We start from the raw sequence: 21,380 nt of genomic DNA on the forward strand, positions 1-21,380 counted from the left end.
AGAAAAAATGGCTGACCTGCAAGGTTTTGAGTTTATTGGGAATTAAGCATTTGTCTTAACGTCAATAGAATTAATTTATCAAAAACTTACAGGCTGAAATGAAACTAAATTGTACTCACGTACTCAATATTGAGGTGCAGAGCTTGTTTTGTAGCCTGTATCTCCCGTTTAACGGTAAACCATAAAATCAAAATTTAGGAATATACAATTATGAAAACTTTATTGATCGCTCTTGCAACCGGTAGCCTGATGTTGGCAGCTTGTTCTTCTTCCAAACCTGCTGAAGAAGCGGCAGCGCCACGCGTCACTGTTGAAGAAGCAATGACCCAATGCCAACAGGCATCTGGTGAAAATGCTGACCGCGCTGTGTTTGATGCCTGCATGAAAGACAAAGGCTATCAACGTACCGCTGAATCAGCTGCTTCCGAGCCTGCTGCCTCTGAACCGGTAGCAGCGCCTGAGGCTGTTGCTCCTGAAGCTGCCGCATCCGAGCCTGCTGCTAAAGCTGCTCCTGCAAAAAAAGCTGCTAAAAAAGCAAAAAAATAAGCTTCATAAAATTCAAGGAAGTCACTCTCATCAATACTCCGGATGAAGACAGACTTAGAGCAACTTGAAAACAAAGGCCGTCTGAATATGTTTCAGATGGCCTTTGTTTTTCATGTATAAGGCCATCATTAGAAAATATGGTTTTGGTTTTATTAAGAAAATAAAAAAGACGTGTAATGGGTACACGTCTTTTTCGAAGAATAAACCTTATTGCTTGTATTCGCTGCCGTCTTCACGGAAAAGTTTTGGCTGATCGCCTTTTTCCACCACTTCTTTATTGATGACGACTTTGGCTACGTCTTTTAAATCTGGCAGGGCGTACATGGTGTCCAAGAGGCAGCGTTCAACGATAGAGCGCAGGCCACGCGCACCGGTTTTGCGTTCCATTGCCAGTTTGGCGATGCTGCGCAAGGCATCTTCTTCAAACTCAAGGCCGACATTTTCCATTTCAAACAAGGTTTGATATTGTTTGACCAAGGCATTTTTCGGTTCGGTCAAAATGTTGACCAGAGCATCTTCGTCCAATTCTGCCAATGTGGCAATCACGGGCAGACGGCCGATAAGCTCGGGAATCAAACCGAATTTAATCAAGTCTTCAGGCTCGACTGTTTCAAACAGGGCTGAAATATCGGCGTTTTCATCTTTGCTGTGCACCGCCGCACCAAAGCCGATACCGCCTTTTTCAGTACGTTGGCGGATGACTTTTTCCAAGCCGGCAAATGCACCGCCGCAGATAAAGAGGATGTTGGTGGTATCAACATTGATGAATTCTTGGTTCGGATGTTTGCGGCCACCTTGAGGGGGAACGCTGGCTACCGTGCCTTCAATCAGTTTCAGCAGGGCTTGTTGCACGCCTTCGCCGGATACGTCACGCGTGATGGACGGATTGTCGCTTTTGCGTGAAATTTTATCGATTTCATCGATATAAACGATGCCGCGCTGGGCTTTTTCAACGTCAAAATCACATTTGCCCAAAAGTTTGGTGATGATTTGTTCGACGTCTTCACCGACATAACCGGCTTCGGTTAAAGTTGTGGCATCCGCCATGACAAAAGGCACATCCAGTTTGCGCGCCAAAGATTGCGCCAACAGGGTTTTACCTGAGCCGGTAGGGCCGATGAGCAGGATGTTGGACTTGGACAATTCAACTTTGCCCTCCGCTTTCGGGTGGCGCAGGCGTTTGTAGTGGTTGTAAACCGATACTGCCAACGCTTTTTTTGCGTGTTCCTGGCCGATAACGTGGTCGTTGAGGTTGGCAACGATTTCGGCAGGGGTAGGCAGTTTTTTCTCGGTGTTTTCTTCTTTCGCTTTGGCAAGCTCGTTTTCAATCTCGCCGGATTCGTTGTCTTGTAGCATTATGCCGCAAGTTTCTACACATTCGTTGCAGATGAAGGCGTGTTCGCCTTCGATCAGATTTTTAACGTCGTTTTCGGACTTCCCGCAGAATGAACAGGTACGTTTTTCTTCAGACATAATAATTTCTTCGTATGGTTGTATGGAGGCTGTGTTGTAAAGGGGGAACAGATATTTCGGGCGTATTGCCGGATTGAGGGAATGCCTCTGACAAAGGAGCCTAAGTATAATGACTATCTTGTGTTTTTTCAAATCAGAGCAGGCATTGCGCCGTATCGTCTAAGAAACAGATGCGGGCGCTGGATTTGAATATCTCGCAAACAAACGCAAAGTTTTCTCAACTCGCTTTACAATTGCCGAAAAATTTAACAGAATGTTGAATTAAATGTATTTTTTTGAATTGGCAGATATGAAATTCTATAAAACTTTAGGAATGGTATGGACAGGTGTGGCATTGGCCTTTGCTTCTGCGCCTGCCGTTGCCGATGATATGGATGTATTGGGACAATTTTTGGAGCAAAATTTCCCAGTGCAAAATGACCCGATGGAAGCTTTTGCGTTGAGTCATGCCGACCAAGTCGAAGCTCAAGCCGCTTTGGCAGGTCCTCTGCTTTCTTCGCAATCTGCTTTGATTTTCAATAATAAAACCGGTGAAGTGCTGTATCAGAAAAACCCTGATCGTGTCATGCCGATTGCCTCTATTTCCAAATTGATGAGCGCGATGGTGGTGTTGGATGCGCGTCTGGATATGAACGAACCTATCACGATTACCGAGGCTGAAATCGACCGTTTGAAAGGTACGGGCAGCCGTTTGAGCATCGGCACGACGCTGACTCGCGGAGAACTGTTACATCTGAGCCTGATGAGCAGTGAAAACCGTGCTACCCATGCGTTGGGTCGTACCTATCCGGGCGGTATGAGTGCGTTTGTTGCGGCCATGAATGCCAAAGCACAAAGCCTGGGCATGAGCAGCAGTCGTTTCTATGAGCCTACCGGTTTGAATTTCCAAAACGTTTCAACTGCACGCGATTTGAACCGCATGGTTGCGGCAGCCAGCAAGTATCCGCTGATCCGTAAAAATTCGACTTCAAATTACGGCTCGGTTTGGACGGCAAACGGTCGTCAAAACTACAAAAACTCCAATGCCTTGGTGCGTGAGGGCAGCTGGAATATCGAATTGCAGAAAACAGGCTATATCCGCGAGGCAGGACGTTCTATGGTGGTTAAAGCCAATGTACAGAATCAGCCGATCACCATTGTGTTGCTCAACTCTCCGTCTTCCACAACCCGCGTGAACGATGCACGTAAGATTGAGTCTTGGATGTTGCAGCGCCGTTCTTAAAATATTACGCTTAAAGGCCGTCTGAAACCGTTCAGACGGCTTTTTGTGTAAAGTGTATTAAATTTGGGTACAATGTCGTTACATTAACTTAAAAACACAGAGAGAAAACATGTTGAAAAAACTGAATAAAAAATATTGGGCCGGCATGGGCGTTATTTTGGCATTGACCGGCTGTACTTCCGTAGCAGATATGGTTGGCTACGATACCGCGACTTTAAATGAAGATGCGGCTAAAAGTTACACACAAGTCATTCAAAAAGCGCGTGGTCAAAAAGCTTTGGATGTTTCATCTCCAACTGCGCAACGTGTTCAACGCGTGTTTGCACGTCTGCGTCCTCATGCTGAGCGCGCCAACAAAACCGGCGTGCCTTTCAACTGGCAGATGAACGTTATCCGCAGTGATGAAATGAACGCATGGGCAATGCCGGGCGGTAAAATGGCCGTGTACACCGGCATAGTAGAAAAATTGAAGCTGACTGATGCTGAAATTGCCGCCGTTGTCGGCCATGAAATGACCCATGCTTTGTTGGAACACAGTAAAAAAGCTTTAGGCGGACAAGTATTGACCGGCTTGGGCGGTTCGATTTTGGCCAGCTCAACCGGTGTGGATGGTGATTTGGTCGGCTTGGGTGCAGATTTGTTGGCAACCAAACCGTTCTCACGTCATCAGGAAAGCGAAGCGGATGCCGGCGGTGTGCGTTTGATGGCTGAAGCAGGCTACAATCCTGAGGCTGCGGTAAGCGTGTGGGAAAAAATGAACAAAGTACAGGGCGGCAGCTCATTGTCTATTTTGTCGACCCACCCGACCAATCAGGCGCGTATCAATGCAATCCGCAAAATGTTGCCGGAAGTGATGCCGATTTATCAGAAAAACAAACGTTAATTTGACGTATTGATGATTTTGCCGGTTTGAACAGATGATTCAAACCGGCAAAGTTTTATGGTTTCAGCCTGACAGTTTGGCAAATTTATCCCAATTTGCCTGAACATACGCTGCCGCAGTTTCCAAGTCTTCGTCGGCAACGTCATAATAATCGCCATCAAGCTCTTCAAAATCGAGAAAAGCTTTGCGGATTTCGTCGAAATCCCTTTGTTCGTCTGCCATTTTTTCAATGGTTTCGCCGTGTTTTTCGTACAGGGCTTTGGCTTTGTCTAAGATTTTCGGTGTAGGCTTGATGCGCCAGCGGCGTAGGCTGTCGGCAACCGGGTTGCCAAAGATGTATTCTCCGTATCCTGAAGCGATAAGCTGTACGAAGCCGCCTTCTTGAACTTGGCTGTCGAGATAGCAAAGGGCGGTCAATGTATGCTGTTCGTCGTTGAGGCCGGACATTTCCTCGTCGTCTGCCTGTTCGGTGTGATCCAAATAGGCTGCGCTGAGTGTATAAAGAAATGAAGCGGAATCGGAAGTATCGAAATCTTGAAGGCGGAGCAGTGTAGTCATAATCATCAAAGGCCGTCTGAAAAAAGTGATTATATAATGTTTTCAGTCGAACCTAGCGGCCGTTTTGCTTTACAATATCGGAAGATAAGAAAACATAGTGAGGAACCAAACCATGAGTACACAGTCTGAAAAAAACCTTGTAGTCATCAAGCCGCAGGATTTGCCGCTGCATTGCTCCGGCCCTAATCATGAAACATGGAACGGCCATCCGCGCGTGTTCTTGCCGATTCAGTCCAACAGTGAGATTGAATGCCCGTATTGCGGCACTTATTATCGTCTTGATGGCGAGATTCCGCATCACCATTACTGATCTATGCCTATGTTGAACAAAGTCATCTGCGCTTTGTGCCTGAGTTTGTGCGCTGCGTGCGGCTCGTATAAGGCCGTGCGCCCTGACGCGCCGTTACCAGTCATTGCGCAGGCGCAGACGTATTCTGTCCGTTATCAATCCGCACAAGGCCGGACGATTACTGCAATTTATATCAACAGCCACAGCCCGATGATGGTTGAGCTGCGTGAAGGCAATACGGTTGAGAAACTGGTGCAAGTCCGCTTGCGGAGTCAGGGCGTCGAGTACGCCAATCCAAGCTCGCGTTGGCAGATTGGCGACGGGTTTGCCGTACTGATTCGCGGCGGAAAAGAGGTTGTATTTAAAGAGATTGTGGAATAGGGCGGTTTAGCCTTTAGCCAAATACTTGAGTAAAGGTTTGGGCAAACCATAATCCGCCAACTGTTCTGATGATATCCAAAGGCCGTCTGAAAGATGTTCAGACGGCCTTTGTTGCGTCTGAAAAGGGGTAATCATCAATAAACGGTGGGTCAGGCGGTGGGTAAACGTGGTTTGTTCTTCAAGGCCGTCTGAAACAATACCGAAGCGTTCTGCGTAAGCATACAAATCGTCTAATTTTTCAAAACAGGGTGCGCAATACAGACCGCCCCAAATACCTTTGGCAGGGCGTTTTTCAAGCAATAATGCGCCGTCAGTGTTATGAATAATCAGCCAGTAAAGCGGTAGGGTTTGCACTTCGGGAGCAGTTTTTTTGCGGGGCAGCTCGTCAATGCGGTTTTGTTTTTTTGCTTCGCAGATGTCTGCCATTGGGCATTGATGACACAAAGGTTTTGTCCGTTTGCAGACGGTTGCACCCAAATCCATCAGTCCTTGTGTATAGGCAGGCATATCGGCGTTTTCAGACGGCATCAGGCTTTCAGCAAGCGTCCAAAGCGAGTTTTCAAATTTTTTGTCTTGCGGATTGCCGTCTTGGGCAAAGACACGGCAGAGAACGCGTTTGACGTTGCCGTCCAAGATGGTTTCGCGTTGGTTGAAAGCAAAGGCGGAAATAGCTGCGGCGGTACTTCTGCCTACGCCGCAGAGCGTTTCCAAGTCTTTGCGCTTGGATGGAAAGATACCGCCGAATTGTCCGACGACTTGTTGCGCAGCTTTATGCAGGTTGCGTGCGCGGCTGTAATAGCCCAAGCCTGCCCACAAAGATAAAACCTCGTCTTGAGGAGCTGCTGCCAGCGATTGCACGGTCGGGAATTTAGCTAAGAAACGCGGATAGTAGTCCAATACGGTAGCAACCTGCGTTTGTTGGAGCATGATCTCTGAAAGCCAGACGGAATAAGGGTCTTTGACCTGCCAAGGCAGGTTGTGACGACCGTGTTGGCGCTGCCAATTGATGAGTCGTTGAGAGAAGGATGCGGGTGTGTTCATTAATATTTACTTTTTAATTATTTATTTTTAAAACAGTATGTTACAATATAGCATACAAAATAATAATCAGGATTGACTTATCTGATGTAGGGGTATATAAATATAGTTAACGTGGATTTACGCTGTATTGTTAAAGTTTATTAACCGTTCAAGGAGATTCACATGAAAGCAATGGTTTATCATGGCGCAAACGACATCCGTTTCGAAGAAAAACCTCGCCCTCAAATTATCGATCCGACCGATGCAGTCGTCAAAATCGTTAAAACCACGATTTGCGGTACTGACTTGGGTATTTGGAAGGGTAAAAACCCTGAAGTTGCCGACGGTCGTATTCTTGGTCATGAGGGCATCGGTATTGTAGAAGAAGTCGGCGACGCTGTAAAAAACATCAAAGTCGGTGATAAAGTCATTATTTCATGTGTCAGCAAATGCTGTACTTGCGACAATTGTAAAATCCAACTTTATTCACACTGCCGCAATGGCGGTTGGATCTTGGGCTATATGATTGACGGTACTCAGGCCGAATACGTCCGTACGCCTTATGCCGACAACAGCTTGGTTCCGCTGCCTGACAACGTCAACGAAGAAGTTGCCCTGCTGTTGAGCGACGCCTTACCTACCGCCCACGAAATCGGCGTGCAATATGGTGATGTGAAACCTGGCGATACTGTATTCATTGCAGGCGCAGGCCCTGTCGGTATGTCCGCCTTATTGACCGCCCAACTGTATAGTCCCGCCGCCATCATCGTTTGTGATATGGATGAAAACCGTTTGAAACTGGCGAAAGAATTGGGAGCGACCCATACCATCAACCCTGCTTCCGGCGATGTAAGCAAGCAAGTTGCCGACATTGTTGGCGAAGATGGCGTAGATTGCGCCATCGAAGCGGTCGGTATCCCTGCGACTTGGAATATGTGCCAAGATATCGTGAAACCCGGCGGCCATATTGCTGTGGTCGGTGTACATGGTCAATCCGTTGATTTCAAACTGGAAAAACTGTGGATTAAAAACCTTGCCATTACTACCGGCCTGGTTAACGCCAATACCACAGAAATGCTGATGAAAGCCATTTCCAGCAGCTCAGTGGATTACACCAAAATGATGACCCACCATTTCAAATTCAGCGAATTGGAAAAAGCTTACGATGTGTTCAAACACGCTGCTGAAAACCAAGCCATGAAAGTAGTTTTGGAAGCGGATCGATTTGAAAATCGCTTAATATGCCGTTAATTAAAGGCCGTCTGAACATTCAGACGGCCTTTTTGTATGGTTTTATTTTTTCTTCTTCAACCAAACGCCGCTTTCGATATGGTGGGTAAATGGGAATTGGTCGAACAGGGCGGCGCGTTCAATGGTATGGGTTTGACAGAGCGTGTCGAGATTGGCGCGCAGGGTCTCAGGGTTGCAGGAAATATAGAGGACGTTGTCGAATCGGGCAACCAATTTGAGCGTCTCATCATCAACACCGGCGCGTGGAGGATCGACAAAAATAGTTGAAAAATCATAGTTTTTTAAGTCGATACCTTGTTCTTGCAGGCGGCGGAATTCACGGTTTTGCGTGTAGGCCTCGGTAAATTCTTCCGCAGACAGGCGGGCGATTTTGAGATTGATAATTTGGTTGGCTTCAATATTCCATTGGGCGGCATTGACGGAAGTTTTGGAAACTTCGGTTGCCAGCACCTGATTGAAATGTTGTGAAAGCGGTAGGGTGAAATTGCCGTTGCCGCAGTACAACTCAAGCATGTCTTTGCCTAAGTTTTGCGCGGCATCACATGCCCATGTCAGCATTTTTTGGCACACTTGGGCATTGGGTTGGGTAAAGCTGCCCTCGATTTGACGATAGCGGAAGGTCTTGCCGTTGACTTCCAACGCTTCGGTCACAAAATCTTGGCTCAATACGATTTTTTGTCCGCGGCTGCGGCCGATGATGTGGATGCCCAAATTTTGCGCCAGCTCTTGCGCGGCTTGTTGCCATGCTTCGTTCAGCTTCTTGTGGTAAATCATGGTAACCAGCATTTCGCCGCTTAAAGTGGACAAAAATTCGACGGCGTACCAGCGGTTTTTCAGCTCGGGATGATTGGATGCGGCTTCAATCAGTTTCGGCATCAAGGCATTGATGGATTCGGACGCGGCAGGAAATTGGTCGCAACGGATCAGGCTTGCCCCGCTTGCCTTTTGCCCGCGCTCAAACATGGCGTAAAACATTTCGCCGCCCTCATGCCAGATGCGGAACTCGGCGCGCATTCTGTAATGCTGTTCCGGAGATTCAAAGACTTCGATTTTAGGGAAATCCAGTCCTTGGAAAAGTTGCTGAAGATATTGCTTTTTGTCGGCTAGTTGTTGCTGGTAGGCAGTCATTGGGGCAGTCTTTCAGAAAATAATGGAGAATTATAATATAGTTGGCGCAAAGATACGAAAGGCCGTCTGAAACATCGGTTTCAGACGGCCTTTGATTTCAAAGCATCAGCTTGTCAATCAGCCTTGCATTTGTTTGGCTTGAACGGCAGTCAGGGCGATGGTGAAGACGATGTCTTCAATCAATGCGCCGCGTGACAAGTCGTTAACCGGTTTACGCAAGCCTTGCAACAACGGGCCTACGCTCAGGACGTTGGCGCTGCGTTGTACGGCTTTGTAAGTACAGTTGCCGGTATTGAGGTCTGGGAAAACCAAAACGGTTGCTTGACCAGCGACAGCGCTGCCCGGAGCTTTGGATTGACCGATAGATGGAACGGTAGCCGCATCGTATTGCAGCGGGCCTTCGATGGCCAAATCAGGGCGTTTTTCTTTCGCCAGTTTGGTTGCTTCGATCACTGCATCGACATCAGGGCCGCTGCCTGAGTTGATGGTAGAGTAGGAAATCATGGCCACTTTTGGATCGATACCGAAAGCTTTGGCGCTGTCGGCAGATTGAATGGCGATGTCGGCCAGTTGTTCCGGAGTTGGGTTCGGGTTAACCGCGCAGTCGCCGAATGCCAAAACTTGGTTAGGCAGCAACATGAAGAATACGCTGGATACGAGGCTTGCACCCGGAGCGGTTTTAATCAGTTGCAGGGCAGGGCGGATGGTGTTGGCAGTAGTGTGGACTGCGCCGGAAACCAAACCGTCCACGTCGTTTTGAGCCATCATCATGGTGCCGAGTACGACGGTGTCTTGCAGCTGTTTGCGTGCATCTTCAGGAGTCAGGCCTTTGGATTTGCGCAATTCGCACATTGGCTCGACGTATTGCTCAACCAAAGTAGCAGGATCAATGATTTCCAAAGAATCAGGCAGGGAAATGCCGCGTTCTTTAGCAACGGCTTCAACTTCTTCGCGGGTAGCCAACAGTACGCAACGGGCGATGCCTTTTTCGTGACAGATAGCGGCAGCGGCGACGGTGCGTGGTTCGGCGCCTTCAGGCAGAACGATGCGCATATCGGCTTTGCGGGCGAAATCGATCAGGTTGTAACGGAATTGGGCTGGAGACAGGCGTTTGGCTTCGCGTTTGGCCAAAGCGGATACGTCTTGCAGTTTGTCGCTGGAGCCGAAGAAAGTCAGGCCGGTTTGCTCGGCAACTTGTGCGCCTAAAGCAGCGGCTGCGCCGTCAATGATGAAACCTTCCAATAAGCCCGGGGAGTTGGTGTAGAGCTGTTTGGTGAGGTTTAATTGTTGGGCGATGACGGCAGCGTCAGTATTGTCGGATTTCAGCGCCAATACAACGCCTGCGTCCAAAGACAACGCCAATTCGACGTTTTTGCCTGCCAAGAACAATTTGTCTGCATCAGGAGTGATGCCTTCGATAACGAGGTTATCTGCATTCAATGCTGCAACTTTACCGACAAGCGCGTCAAACCAGTCGTCGCTCTTGCCTTGAGCCAACAGGACTTCTGTAGTGGAGTCAACGGCTTGGAAAACTTGTGCATTCAATGCCGCTGCAAATGCTTTTGCCGCTGCATCGGCGCTCAGGCCGGTAGATACCGGTGCGATCAGGATTTTTGCCATTTTGTGTCCTCTCTTTCGTTAATTGTAGAAGGGTGTTGCTGGAGTGCAGCTGGTGCTGCATTTTAACACTTCAGGATTGAAGTTTCTTTAATATATTCACGGTCATATTGACATATGTCATCAGGCCGTCTGAAAAGTATAAACGCAATGGGCTAAATTCATCAATCCCCCATTGCTGCTAAAAGCTCGGCTTGATGCTCGGCAATCAGGGCATTGGTGATTTCTTCCAAGTCGCCGTCCATCACAAAATCCAGTTTGTGCAGGGTGAGGTTGATGCGGTGGTCGGTCACGCGGCCTTGGGGGTAGTTGTAGGTGCGGATGCGTTCGCTGCGGTCGCCGCTGCCGATCAGGGATTTTCGTTCGGCGGCTTCTTTGGCTTGGGCTTCGCGTTTTTGTGCGTCGTTTAAGCGGGCAGCGAGGACTTTCATCGCCTGCGCTTTGTTGGCGTGTTGGCTGCGGCCGTCTTGGCATTCGACCACCATGCCTGTCGGCAGGTGGGTAATACGGACGGCGGAGTCGGTTTTGTTGATGTGCTGACCGCCCGCGCCGGATGCGCGGAAGGTATCGATGCGCAGATCAGCCGGATTCAACTCGATGTCTTCCAGTTCGTCCGCTTCGGGCATGACGGCGACGGTGCAGGCGGAAGTATGGATGCGGCCTTGGCTTTCGGTGGCAGGAACACGCTGTACGCGGTGGCCGCCGGATTCAAATTTCAGACGGCTATACGCGCCTAAGCCGATAATGCGGGCGATGACTTCTTTATAGCCGCCCAATTCGCTTTCGTTGGCGGAAACGATTTCGACCTGCCAGCGGTTTCGCTCGGCGTAGCGACTGTACATACGCAGCAAATCGCCTGCAAACAGCGCGGCTTCGTCGCCACCGGTACCGGCGCGCACTTCGATAAAGATGTTTTTGTCGTCGTCGGCGTCTTTGGGTAGCAGCAGTTTTTGCAATTCGGTATCGAGTTTGTCGATTTTGGCTTTGGCCGCTTCGATTTCTTCGGCGGCAAAGTCTTTCATTTCAGGGTCGGACAGCATTTCTTCGGCATCTGCCAAGTCGCTTTGCGCCAGCTGATAGTTTTGGAAGACTTCGACCACAGGGGTCAGTTCGGCGTGTTCGCGAGTGAGTTTGCGGTAGTTGTCCATGTCGGACGTGGCTTCAGGCTGACCGAGCAGGTGCGTGACTTCTTCCAGTCGGTCGCTGAGTTGTTGTAGTTTTTCTAAGATAGACGGCTTCATAAATTTTCCAAAATACGGATGCCGTCGAGTGATCTGCAACGGCGAAATAAGGAGTCATTATAATGGGTTTGAATGGAAATTCAACAAGATATGATGGATTGGAAAGGCCGTCTGAAACCTGTTTTTAAGTTTCAGACGGCCTTTTTTATATGGGCTTATTTAGGCGCAGCCAAGATGCCTGTTTGGTTCAGCAGGAACAAAACGGTAAAGCCGGTCAAATAAATCAAACCGATAATGGCGAGGAAGTTCATGCCCATGGTCAGTTTGTGGCGTTTGTCGCCTTTGACGAGGCGGTAGTTCAACCAAGCGAACACTGGGGCGGCAACGAAGGCGGTGATCATGGCGAATTTGAGCAACTCGGCCATTGCGCTGTTGAACCAGAAAATCACGGCCAAGCCTGAGCCTGCAACCCAGATGTTCCAAGCAAACAATTCGGCATTGCCGGTTTTGTCTTTGCCGCGCAGCAGGCGTACCGGTTCGGCAATCGCGCGGGCGTAGCCGTCCACTACGGTAATGGTGGTGCCGTACATGCAGGCGAAGGCGATAAATGCCACCAGCGGACGAGACCAGTCGCCGATGGTCACGGCGTACATATTAATCAGTTGGCCAACATATTTGCCGCCCGCCATTTGCACTTCCTCGCCGTTGCCGTATTGTACATATGCACCCAAGGCGAGGAAAACGACCGCCAAAATCGCGCTGGTAATGTAGCCGACGTTGAAGTCAAATATGCCGTCGCGGTAGCTGGAAGGGTTGATACGTTGTTTTTCGGTTACCCACAAAGAGTTGATGGCGGAAATTTCAATCGGTGCAGGCATCCAGCCCATCAGCGCGATGAGGAAGCCCAAGCCGGTCAGTGTCCACGGGGTAGGCTCGATAAAGTCGGGTTTCATCTGCATGCCGCGAGACATGGCCACGGCTGCTGCGGCGACGGTGGCGATGGTCAGGCTGACGATGATGATTTTGGAAACGTTGTCCAATGCTTTATAGCGGCCACTTGCCAAAATCAGCAGGCAGGAAGCCATAATCATGACGGACACTATGCCGGCATCGAAAGTCAGCGATGGGATCGCCATTTTGACGATGGCGGCGGTCACGATGGCGACCGCACCGGCATTAATCGTTGCCGATGCAATACACAAAATCAAAAATACCCACAAATAAACGCGGCTTTTTTCGGCATAGCCCTCAATTAGGCTTTTGCCCGTATCCAGCGTGTAATGTGCGCTGAAGCGGAAAAACGGGTATTTGAACAGGTTGGTCAGAATAATAATCAACGCAAGCTGCCAGCCGTAAAGCGCACCTGCCTGCGTGGAGGCGATAAGGTGCGATCCGCCGACCGCTGCCGAAGCCATCATGATGCCCGGGCCGAGAGCATTAATTTTGCTCTGCCAGGTAGAGGAGTGTGTATGTTGTTCTGCCATAAGTATTTTCCGCCTGTTTCAGACGGCCTTATTATCAAAAAAAAGCATATTTTAACGTAAATAAAAAGTTTGCCCAATAATATGCGTAATACTTTTTATCAATCAAAGGAAAAATACAGTTTTAAAAAGCTGAAATGGTGGAATGAACGATATTTTGTGCCAAAAACATTTTTTTAGACGGCCTTGTATCGCTTTTTATTCATGAATATGGGGTAGGGAGGACAAAGTGTGTCGGTTTGGAAACGAAATGGCCGGGCAAGGCTTTTTGATGCCTTGAGGTCGGTATATTAAGGGGAAGTATGGAGTAGGGAATCCACGTTTTGCTCGGTGATTTCAGCCAGTTGCGACAGCGGTACGCCGCGCAGTTCGGCGGCAATTTTGGCGATACGGCGGATGTTGGCTGGTGTGTTGGTTTCTTGGCCGAGCATAAAAGGGCTGTCGGTTTCGAGAACGAAATCCGTGTCATCTAAGGCTTGTAAGGCGGCACGGACTTTTTTGGCATTGGGATTGAGTAGCAGCGAGCCTATGCCGATTTTGAAGCCGAGTTTTACCAAAATTCGCGCTTCTTCTACGCTGCCGGAGAAGGCGTGAACGATACCGCCTCGTGTGAAACCGACGGTTTTGACGGCGGCGGCAATGGCGGCGGTGGCTTTCAGATTATGGATGATGACGCGGCGGTTGAGGTTTTGGGCGAGGATGAGTTGGCGGATAAAGACGTCGGTTTGCGTGTCGCGTTGCGCTTGGGTTTGCTCTTTGCCATAAAAATCCAAGCCGATTTCGCCAACCCATGCCTGCGGATGTTGGATCAGTTCGGTTTCTAATTGTTGAAACGCTGTTTCATCAATGCCGTCTGAAAACCACGGATGAATGCCCAAAGCGATATGGATGTTTTCAGACGGCCTTTCCAACTGCGCAACGGAATGCCAATCCTTGGGAGATGTAGCCGGTACGATAAAACGCGTTACGCCGACGGCTTGCGCTTCGGCAAGCACGGCAGGAAGCATGTCGGCAAGTTTGGGGTCGGCAAGATGGCAGTGGGTGTCGGTGAAAGTCATATTAAATGGTGGTTTACAGCAGATTTAATTGTCGCAATTCTTGTTGCACCTTATCCGCATTCCAGTCATGAGATACGGCGAGGATCATCAGTGCCGTGGCAGTTTCGAGATTGCATTTGCCGCCGTTGATAATACCTGCCTGACGCAAAGCATCGCCTTGGGCATAGACGGCGGCGGCGCAACCTTGCGGTACTTGGCTGATGTTGAGCAGCAATTTGCCTTGTTGCGTAAAGGCTTGAACGGCTCGGACAAACGCATCGTTGCTCGGCGCATTGCCGTGGCCGTAGCTTTGCAGAATCAGGGCTTGGGCGGAAAGATGGGGCAGGCCGTCTGAAAGTTCTTGCGCGGCATAACCGGGAATCAGCGTGCGGACGGAAACTTTGGCTTCGGGATTTGGAAGACGCGGCTTGAGGCCGTCTGAATGGTCGGTCGGGGCGGTACGGATATTGTGCCAACCTTTGTTTTCCTCCCATTCGGCGAGTGAGCCCAAATGCAGGTTGTCAAAACCTGCGGCGGTCTCGGTGCTGACCTTGCTGCTGCCGACGGCGGGGAATAGTTTGCCGTCAAAGGCAATCGCCACTTGTTTGAGTTTGAGCGAGAAGGCGGAAACGGCGGTAGCAAGGTTGCGCGGCGCATCGCTGTTTGCGGCATCGTAAGGCCATTGTGAGCCGGTCAGGATAATAGGTTTGTCCAAACTTTGCAGCGCTAGGGCGAAGAGATTGGCAGTGTATGCCATGGTATCCGTGCCGTGTAGCACCAAAATGCCGTCATAGTCAGGCAGTTTGGCGATAATAAGCTCCAGCCAGTTGCGTTGGTTTTGCAGCGTTACCGCGGAAGAATCGATGAGCGGCTGACAAACGTGCCATTCGAAATCAAGGCTGTCTGAAAAGGGAGCAAGGGCTTTATCGACGAGTGCGGTATCGGGACGCAGGCCGGCGCTGCTTTGGGTCATGCCGATGGTGCCGCCGGTGTAGAGGACAAAGATTTTTTGTTTCATGGTGTTTCTGATGAATGATTGAGGCCGTCTGAAAGCGGGGAAGTGTTTCAGACGGCCTGGAATGGTTTATTGATTGGCTTGTTTTTTGGCTTTTGCGGCGCGTTTTTCGTGTAATTTTTCACGGAAGAAGGTGTGGCGGCGGTGTTTTCTCCACCAAATCCAGCCGACGATGACTGCACCTATGCCCAGTACGATAAAGATACCGGATTGCAGGCTGTGCATTTTTTTCATCAGCCAGTCGGTATTGCGTGCGCCGTATTCGCCCAAATAAATCCAAACCGGAACGGAAATCAGCGCGGCCAAGCCGTCCATCAGGATGAAGCGCATGTAGGAAACCTTGCGGCTGATGCCTGCAGTCACGAAAACGGCAGTACGCAGGCCGGGCAGGAAACGGGCGACGAATAAAACCCAGTTGCCGTATTTGTCGAATTTTTCCTGTACTTGGGCATAGCGTTTGGGTGTCATCACGCGCGCAATCGGTTTGAATTTAAGGATTTTTTGTCCCCAAATCCGGCCGGCCGCAAACATAAAGCCGTCACCTACCAATACGCCGAGCATGCCGACGGCAAACATAATATGCGAGTTGGTATAACCCAGGCCGGAAATCACACCGCCGGTTACCAGCGTCAAATCTTCAGGAATCGGCACGCCGAAGCCGCAAATAACCAAAACGAAAAACACGGCCGCATAGCCGTATTCAACGAAAAAAGATTCTAAAATTGCAAACATGGCCGCCGTCCCACGATAAATATTGATTGATGACTGGATTAAGTTGGAATTTTACCAAAGATAAGGCCGTCTGAAAGCAATCACAAGCAGATATTGTTTAAATTTGACGGTAGTTTGCAAAAAAACTCGAAATTCGGACGTGGAAAGTTGGGATTTGAACAGATTTGGCAGGTACAATAGCCGCTGGTTTATCTTTCAAACCCGAAATGGCAGTCTGTTTTCAGACGGCCTGTTCAGGAAAATGAAATCATGAAATACAGAGATTTGCGAGAATTTATCGCCGGATTGGAAGCTGATGGCAAACTCAAGCGCATTCAGCATCCGGTGTCGCCGCATTTGGAAATGACCGAAATCGCCGACCGCGTGCTGCGTGCTGAAGGACCGGCGTTGTTGTTTGAAAATCCGATTAAGCCTGACGGTACGCGTTATAATTATCCCGTGTTGGCGAATCTGTTCGGCACGCCCGAACGTGTGGCGCTGGGCATGGGTGCGGAGAGTGTGTCCAAGTTGCGCGAAATCGGGCAGACGCTGGCGTATCTGAAAGAACCCGAACCGCCCAAAGGCATTAAAGACGCGTTTTCCAAACTGCCGCTTTTGAAAGATATTTGGAGCATGGCACCGAACGTGGTGAAAAATGCGCTGTGTCAGGAAATCGTATGGGAAGGTGACGACGTTGATTTATATAAACTTCCGATTCAGCATTGCTGGCCGGAAGACGTTGCGCCGCTGGTAACGTGGGGCTTGACCGTCACGCGCGGCCCGTACAAAAAACGCCAAAACTTAGGCATTTATCGCCAACAACTCATCGGCAAAAACAAGCTGATTATGCGTTGGCTGTCGCATCGCGGCGGCGCGCTGGATTATCAGGAGTTTCGCAAACTCAATCCCGAGACGCCGTATCCCGTCGCCGTCGTACTCGGTTGCGACCCTGCCACCATTTTGGGCGCTGTAACGCCTGTTCCCGATACTTTGAGCGAATACCAGTTTGCCGGACTACTGCGCGGTTCGCGGACGGAGCTGGTGAAATGTATCGGCAACGATTTGCAAGTGCCTGCCCGTGCAGAAATCGTGTTGGAAGGCGTGATTCATCCAAACGAAACCGCGTTGGAAGGCCCATACGGCGACCACACGGGTTATTACAACGAGCAGGATCATTTCCCTGTGTTTACGGTCGAGCGCATTACCATGCGCGAAAACCCGATTTACCACTCTACCTACACAGGCAAACCACCCGATGAGCCTGCCGTTTTGGGCGTGGCGTTGAACGAAGTGTTCGTCCCGCTTTTGCAAAAGCAGTTCCCCGAAATCACCGATTTCTATCTGCCACCCGAAGGCTGCTCCTACCGCATGGCGGTGGTCAGCATGAAAAAACAGTACGCCGGCCACGCCAAGCGCGTGATGATGGGCTGCTGGTCATTCCTGCGCCAGTTTATGTACACCAAATTCATCATCGTAGTGGATGACGATGTGAACGTGCGCGACTGGAAAGAAGTCATCTGGGCGGTCACCACGCGCATGGACCCCGTACGCGATACCGTTTTGGTGGAAAACACACCTATCGACTACCTCGACTTCGCCAGCCCCGTCAGCGGACTCGGCGGCAAAATGGGTTTGGATGCGACCAACAAGTGGCCGGGCGAAACCGACCGCGAATGGGGACGTGTGATCAAAAAAGACCCTGCCGTTACGGCCAAAATCGATGAGATTTGGGAGAGTTTGGGCTTGTAGATGTCATTTCTATTGGAATTTATACTTCAAATATTGATGGAAATGATTGGGGCGATGTTTGAGGGTACGATAGAAATATTGAGGCTCGATTGGAGAAAAAGAAAACTCTCCAAAAAAGGCTTGATAATGTTGACTATATGGTTTGCCATCATTGTTGCACTGATTGCGTATATAGTCATTCCTAAGTAAACATCTTATTCTGACAATGTATCTGTTAAAAGGCCGTCTGAAACTTTTTGGGTTTCAGACGGCCTTTGATTTGAAAACCTAGCGTGGTTTGAGCCACTTCCATTGTTCTTGTATGGTTTCTTGCAGGGCTTTTTGTTTTTCTGCAGGCGTGTTCATGCCATTGGTCAAGCGGCTGTAATCAAGGGTAATGGAAGGGTTTTGTGCGGTTCCGCCGATTTTTAGGGGAATCGGTTTGTTTTTAGGTTGCAGTACATTGCTGATAAGCAGGTTTTCGGACAGCTTTTGGGTATTCAAGTCGGTATAGCCGCTGCTGACAACGTGCAGGCTGTCGGAAAACAGTTCGGTGTTGATATGATGGCTGATGCCTTTCTCGATTTCGCTATTGAGGATGAAATGATGGAAAGGGGTTTTTAGGTTGCTGTTGTCGATTTTTTCCGAAGAGATGCCGTTTTTCAGAATGCTGTCCATATCGATGCCGTGCCATGCACCGTTGGTAATATCGAGGAGCAGGCTGCCGTTTAGGGCCTGTATCATTTGGGTGCGGTCGTTGCCGGAAGTTTGAATGTCGATAACGGCGTCACCGCTGCCACTGAAGCTGTGGAAGCCGAACAGGTCTTGCAGCAGCGGCTGAATTTGTATGCCTTTTGCGTTTTGCTGAAGGTGGTAGGAAGCAGGTTGGGTCGCCGCAATACTCAGGCCGCCCTCGGTTTTGCCGCCATAAAGCCCGGCTTTGAAACGGTGCAGGGCGATATGTTCTTTATCGGCGGTGAGCAGGGATTCGACATTTTCTAATTGCAGGCCGGCAGTTTGAATGCTGCCGATTTGGAGGTTGGCCTCAATGTCGGGCAACCAGGATTTGGCCAGCAGGGAAGGAAGGTTCAGTGATGGCTGGGTTTTCAGGTCTTCCAAGTAAGGGGTTAGATTCAGTTTTTGTAAAGCGATACCGGCGTCAAGGTGTGGACGCGGTTGGGCATCGCGTTGGTATTTAAAGGCCAAGGCAAGGGCTTGTCTGTCAAATGCGCCTTTCAGACGGCCTTCCCATGTATTGAGGCTGAAATTGGCCTGTCCTTCAAGGGTGCTGATGAATCGGGGGCGGGGAAGGCGGTTGATGGTGTCTTGCAGGGTGCTGAGGTGTAGTTTGGGCGCATCGATGCCTTTGCCTTTTTGCCAAACCAATGGGCTGGAAAAGGTAAAGTTGGTTTGGAGGCGGTCGTTTTTATGGCTGCCTTTGAGTTCAAAATTGGCGGCGGTCAAAACGGTTGGATAGAGGTTGGTTTTGTCCAGTTTGAATGAACCGTCCCATTGGTTGTTTTCACTGCCGGCGGTCAATGCGCCGTTGAGTGTGTTGAGGTGCAAATAGCCATTTTTGAATTGCAAGAGGGGAGAACGTGCGTTGATATGCAAGTTTTGATAGTCGCTTTCGGCTTGCAGATTGAAGTCGCGCAAAAGGGCGGTTTGGTTTTGCCAATTAAGGCTGCCTGCGATTTGGGCATCCAGCTTGTTTTTGAGTAATACGGTTTGCAGGTTTAATTTGAGGGCGGGAACGTTCCAGCCGGTATCATCTTGTACAAGATGGCCGATGCCTTGCCAATTGATGGGGTTGCCGATGTTTTGCAGTGTGCCGCTGATATCGAATGGACGGCCGTCTGAATCGGCTCTGCGCAGGGAAAATTGCAGATCGTTTAAGGCAATATCTTGCTCTTTATTGTGATAGCGGATGCTGCCGTTATTGATGATGACGCGGTTGAGCTGGAAGCTTTCTTTTGATGCATGGTTTTGTTGCAGGCAGGCAGGCAGGTGGTTTTTGGGACCCAGCGTCAGCAATGGATTGGAAAGAATCCATTTTTCAAGAATTGGGGCATCTGACCATAGGCTGCTCCAGCCAAAGCCCATTTTGGATTCGGCAATGTTCAGTGTCGGCGTGTCTGGTTCGGAAGAGGAAAGGCTGAGGTCTTTTAAAATTAGCGTGGGGCGCGGCAGCCATTTTCTGCCGATAGTGGCGTTGTATTTGATTTGGCAGCCATGGGCGGAAAAGTTTTTCTGTATGAATGCGTCGATGTTTTCTGTATTGAATATGCGGAACATTAAGGCACTCAATACCGCCGTGAGGCATAAAAGCACGGCAATGCTGAAAACCAGGGTTTTCAGCCAAAATTTTCCTGAGTGCAACATGGAATGAACAGACAATTCAGATTCTCGCTTTGATGGGAGCTTTAAGGAGTGATTGGAAGTTTAAGCCTTGCTGCTTAAGCGTGTGGAAGTATAACACAGAGTGGGCATGTGTTTCAGACGGCATGGGTATATGAATAAAAACACCGCCCGAAGGCGGTGTTGATTTTAAGCATAAATTATTTACGCAGACCCAGGCGGGTAATCAGCGTACGGTAAGTATCAGGCTGAGTACGACGCAGGTAAGACAGCAGGCGACGACGTTGGCTAACCATTTTCAACAGGCCGCGACGGCTGTGGTGGTCTTTAGGGTTGGCTTTGAAGTGAGGAGTCAGGTCGTTGATGCGGAAAGTCAACAGAGCGACTTGTACTTCAGAAGAACCAGTATCGCCTTCTTTACGTTGGAAATCTTTAACAATTTGTGCTTTTTGTTCTACGGTCAATGCCATGATGGATAACTCCGAAAATAAAAGAACCTTTTCAGGTTCGGACAAGTTTGCCAAGCCGAACGACCTAAGCAAACTCCTAAGTGCCTTTTTATAAAGACGGGCGGATTATGCCACAATTTGTCTTTGTGCGCCATATCTTTTCAGACGGCCAAAAAAAGCGGCGATACCTTTCAGTACCGCCAAAGCTGCTTTGGTGATAAAAACTAAACTTTATTTGCTCGCACAGCGGAAGCCCAAGTTATTTAAAACATATTTGGACTGCAGGCTGGTGCGGATGCCGTAGCGTAAGAATGCCGCATAGTTGGACGGATCGCTTGAACCTACGGATGCGCCGCTACAGAACATTTGTGTATTGGACGAGCCAGCAGAGAGTTGGCTGCTGTTGAAGTCTTCAGTCCATTCCCAAATCAGGCCGTGCATATCATATACGCCCCAGTAGTTGGGTTTGTTTTTACCGATGTCATGCAGGCCGTTGCGGCCGCCGTCTGCATACCAATCCAAGATGGTGCGGTTGTAGCCAGGCTCGGCAGAGCCGTCTTTTTGAGTGGCAGAAGCCAAGCCTGCAAATTCCCACTCGTCAATAGTCGGCAGGCGTTTGCCTTTGGAAACGCAGTAGGCATTGGCGGCAAACCATGAAACATTGGTTACCGGATGTTTGAGTTCGCTGGCTTTAGGCGCATAACTGTTGCTGCCGTTTTTTACCCAATGTTTCAGGTAAGCTTTTTCAGCTTGTTTGGAGCTGATTTTGTCTTTTTGCCATTGTGGATGTGTTTTCAAAAATTCGGCAAATTCGGCATTGGTTACAGGATATTTGTCAAGTTGGAAGGGTTTGACTTTAATAAGGGAAGTCTCTTTTTTGAGATAGAGAGGGCGATAGCTGCCTCCTTCGATTTTTACCATTTCGGCTGCAAATGTATTGCCGCAGATTAAGGCACTGCCTAAGAGGAGGAGTCGTATGAGTTTCATGGTACGCCCTTATTATCGTTTGAAAACAGAAAATTTATTTTTAAGATAGCCTAATCATAACAAGG

General features: G+C 49.3%; 20 protein-coding genes. 7 read left to right on the top strand and 13 right to left on the bottom strand.

Going from position 1 to position 21,380, the window contains the following annotated elements; all coding sequences use genetic code 11:
- Positions 1-210 precede the first annotated feature (210 nt).
- Complete coding sequence (locus ACTHTY_RS00665; protein WP_036491675.1) at positions 211-546, top strand: hypothetical protein; 336 nt, start codon at positions 211-213, stop codon at positions 544-546.
- A 207-nt stretch (positions 547-753) separates the two neighbouring features.
- Here the strand turns inward: ACTHTY_RS00665 and clpX are convergent, their stop codons facing one another.
- A complete protein-coding gene (clpX, locus tag ACTHTY_RS00670) occupies positions 754-2,019 on the bottom strand; it encodes an ATP-dependent Clp protease ATP-binding subunit ClpX (protein ID WP_440366153.1) in 1,266 nt (421 codons plus the stop codon).
- A 313-nt stretch (positions 2,020-2,332) separates the two neighbouring features.
- On the opposite strand from clpX, the gene ACTHTY_RS00675 reads away from it, so the two are divergent.
- The gene (locus ACTHTY_RS00675) at positions 2,333-3,241 is read left to right on the top strand and encodes a serine hydrolase (protein ID WP_440366464.1); all 909 of its coding nucleotides are present in this window, start codon (positions 2,333-2,335) and stop codon (positions 3,239-3,241) included.
- A gap of 109 nt (positions 3,242-3,350) precedes the next feature.
- Positions 3,351-4,124 carry a M48 family metallopeptidase gene (locus ACTHTY_RS00680; RefSeq protein ID WP_440366154.1) on the top strand — a complete coding sequence of 258 codons (774 nt, stop codon included), beginning with the start codon at positions 3,351-3,353 and terminating at the stop codon, positions 4,122-4,124.
- A 63-nt stretch (positions 4,125-4,187) separates the two neighbouring features.
- Here ACTHTY_RS00680 and ACTHTY_RS00685 read toward each other — a convergent pair whose 3' ends face one another.
- Positions 4,188-4,682: a DMP19 family protein gene (locus tag ACTHTY_RS00685; RefSeq protein ID WP_440366155.1), complete on the bottom strand. Its 495-nt coding sequence runs from the start codon at positions 4,680-4,682 to the stop codon at positions 4,188-4,190.
- Between the two features lie 112 nt (positions 4,683-4,794).
- Between ACTHTY_RS00685 and ACTHTY_RS00690 the strand changes: the two genes are divergently transcribed.
- Positions 4,795-4,992, top strand: a complete 198-nt coding sequence (locus tag ACTHTY_RS00690; RefSeq protein WP_204788175.1) for a zinc-finger domain-containing protein — start codon at positions 4,795-4,797, stop codon at positions 4,990-4,992.
- Positions 4,993-4,995: 3 nt separating this feature from the next.
- The gene (locus ACTHTY_RS00695) at positions 4,996-5,352 is read left to right on the top strand and encodes a hypothetical protein (RefSeq protein WP_004519372.1); all 357 of its coding nucleotides are present in this window, start codon (positions 4,996-4,998) and stop codon (positions 5,350-5,352) included.
- 6 nt (positions 5,353-5,358) lie between these two features.
- On the opposite strand, the gene mutY is transcribed toward ACTHTY_RS00695, so the two are convergent.
- Positions 5,359-6,393 (bottom strand): A/G-specific adenine glycosylase, encoded by a 1,035-nt coding sequence (gene mutY, locus ACTHTY_RS00700; protein WP_440366156.1) that lies wholly within the window; start codon positions 6,391-6,393, stop codon positions 5,359-5,361.
- A gap of 162 nt (positions 6,394-6,555) precedes the next feature.
- Between mutY and ACTHTY_RS00705 the strand changes: the two genes are divergently transcribed.
- Positions 6,556-7,623, top strand: coding sequence for a zinc-dependent alcohol dehydrogenase family protein (locus ACTHTY_RS00705; protein WP_440366157.1), 1,068 nt, complete (start codon positions 6,556-6,558; stop codon positions 7,621-7,623).
- A 42-nt stretch (positions 7,624-7,665) separates the two neighbouring features.
- On the opposite strand, the gene trmA is transcribed toward ACTHTY_RS00705, so the two are convergent.
- The 7 genes from trmA to ACTHTY_RS00740 form a co-directional block, all read right to left on the bottom strand.
- Positions 7,666-8,751 carry a tRNA (uridine(54)-C5)-methyltransferase TrmA gene (trmA, locus tag ACTHTY_RS00710; protein WP_440366158.1) on the bottom strand — a complete coding sequence of 362 codons (1,086 nt, stop codon included), beginning with the start codon at positions 8,749-8,751 and terminating at the stop codon, positions 7,666-7,668.
- A 117-nt stretch (positions 8,752-8,868) separates the two neighbouring features.
- Positions 8,869-10,371: a phosphate acetyltransferase gene (gene pta, locus ACTHTY_RS00715; RefSeq protein ID WP_440366159.1), complete on the bottom strand. Its 1,503-nt coding sequence runs from the start codon at positions 10,369-10,371 to the stop codon at positions 8,869-8,871.
- Positions 10,372-10,532: 161 nt separating this feature from the next.
- A complete protein-coding gene (gene prfA, locus ACTHTY_RS00720) occupies positions 10,533-11,609 on the bottom strand; it encodes a peptide chain release factor 1 (RefSeq protein ID WP_440366160.1) in 1,077 nt (358 codons plus the stop codon).
- A 155-nt stretch (positions 11,610-11,764) separates the two neighbouring features.
- Positions 11,765-13,033: an NRAMP family divalent metal transporter gene (locus ACTHTY_RS00725; RefSeq protein ID WP_440366161.1), complete on the bottom strand. Its 1,269-nt coding sequence runs from the start codon at positions 13,031-13,033 to the stop codon at positions 11,765-11,767.
- 287 nt (positions 13,034-13,320) lie between these two features.
- Entirely contained in the window at positions 13,321-14,088 is a 768-nt protein-coding gene (locus tag ACTHTY_RS00730; protein ID WP_440366162.1) for a TatD family hydrolase, read from the bottom strand.
- Between the two features lie 13 nt (positions 14,089-14,101).
- Positions 14,102-15,085, bottom strand: a complete 984-nt coding sequence (locus tag ACTHTY_RS00735; RefSeq protein ID WP_440366163.1) for an asparaginase — start codon at positions 15,083-15,085, stop codon at positions 14,102-14,104.
- A gap of 66 nt (positions 15,086-15,151) precedes the next feature.
- The gene (locus ACTHTY_RS00740) at positions 15,152-15,814 is read right to left on the bottom strand and encodes a DedA family protein (protein ID WP_440366164.1); all 663 of its coding nucleotides are present in this window, start codon (positions 15,812-15,814) and stop codon (positions 15,152-15,154) included.
- Positions 15,815-16,063: 249 nt separating this feature from the next.
- On the opposite strand from ACTHTY_RS00740, the gene ubiD reads away from it, so the two are divergent.
- The gene (gene ubiD, locus ACTHTY_RS00745; RefSeq protein WP_440366165.1) at positions 16,064-17,542 is read left to right on the top strand and encodes a 4-hydroxy-3-polyprenylbenzoate decarboxylase; all 1,479 of its coding nucleotides are present in this window, start codon (positions 16,064-16,066) and stop codon (positions 17,540-17,542) included.
- 267 nt (positions 17,543-17,809) lie between these two features.
- Here the strand turns inward: ubiD and ACTHTY_RS00750 are convergent, their stop codons facing one another.
- The 3 genes from ACTHTY_RS00750 to ACTHTY_RS00760 form a co-directional block, all read right to left on the bottom strand.
- A complete protein-coding gene (locus tag ACTHTY_RS00750) occupies positions 17,810-19,903 on the bottom strand; it encodes an AsmA family protein (RefSeq protein WP_440366166.1) in 2,094 nt (697 codons plus the stop codon).
- Positions 19,904-20,079: 176 nt separating this feature from the next.
- Positions 20,080-20,349: a 30S ribosomal protein S15 gene (rpsO, locus tag ACTHTY_RS00755; RefSeq protein ID WP_003679932.1), complete on the bottom strand. Its 270-nt coding sequence runs from the start codon at positions 20,347-20,349 to the stop codon at positions 20,080-20,082.
- 210 nt (positions 20,350-20,559) lie between these two features.
- Positions 20,560-21,315, bottom strand: coding sequence for a formylglycine-generating enzyme family protein (locus ACTHTY_RS00760; RefSeq protein WP_003745813.1), 756 nt, complete (start codon positions 21,313-21,315; stop codon positions 20,560-20,562).
- Positions 21,316-21,380: the final 65 nt, after the last annotated feature.

The sequence above is a fragment of the Neisseria sp. P0019.S002 genome (genome assembly GCF_051957155.1).
Classification (GTDB): Bacteria; Pseudomonadota; Gammaproteobacteria; order Burkholderiales; family Neisseriaceae; genus Neisseria; species Neisseria perflava.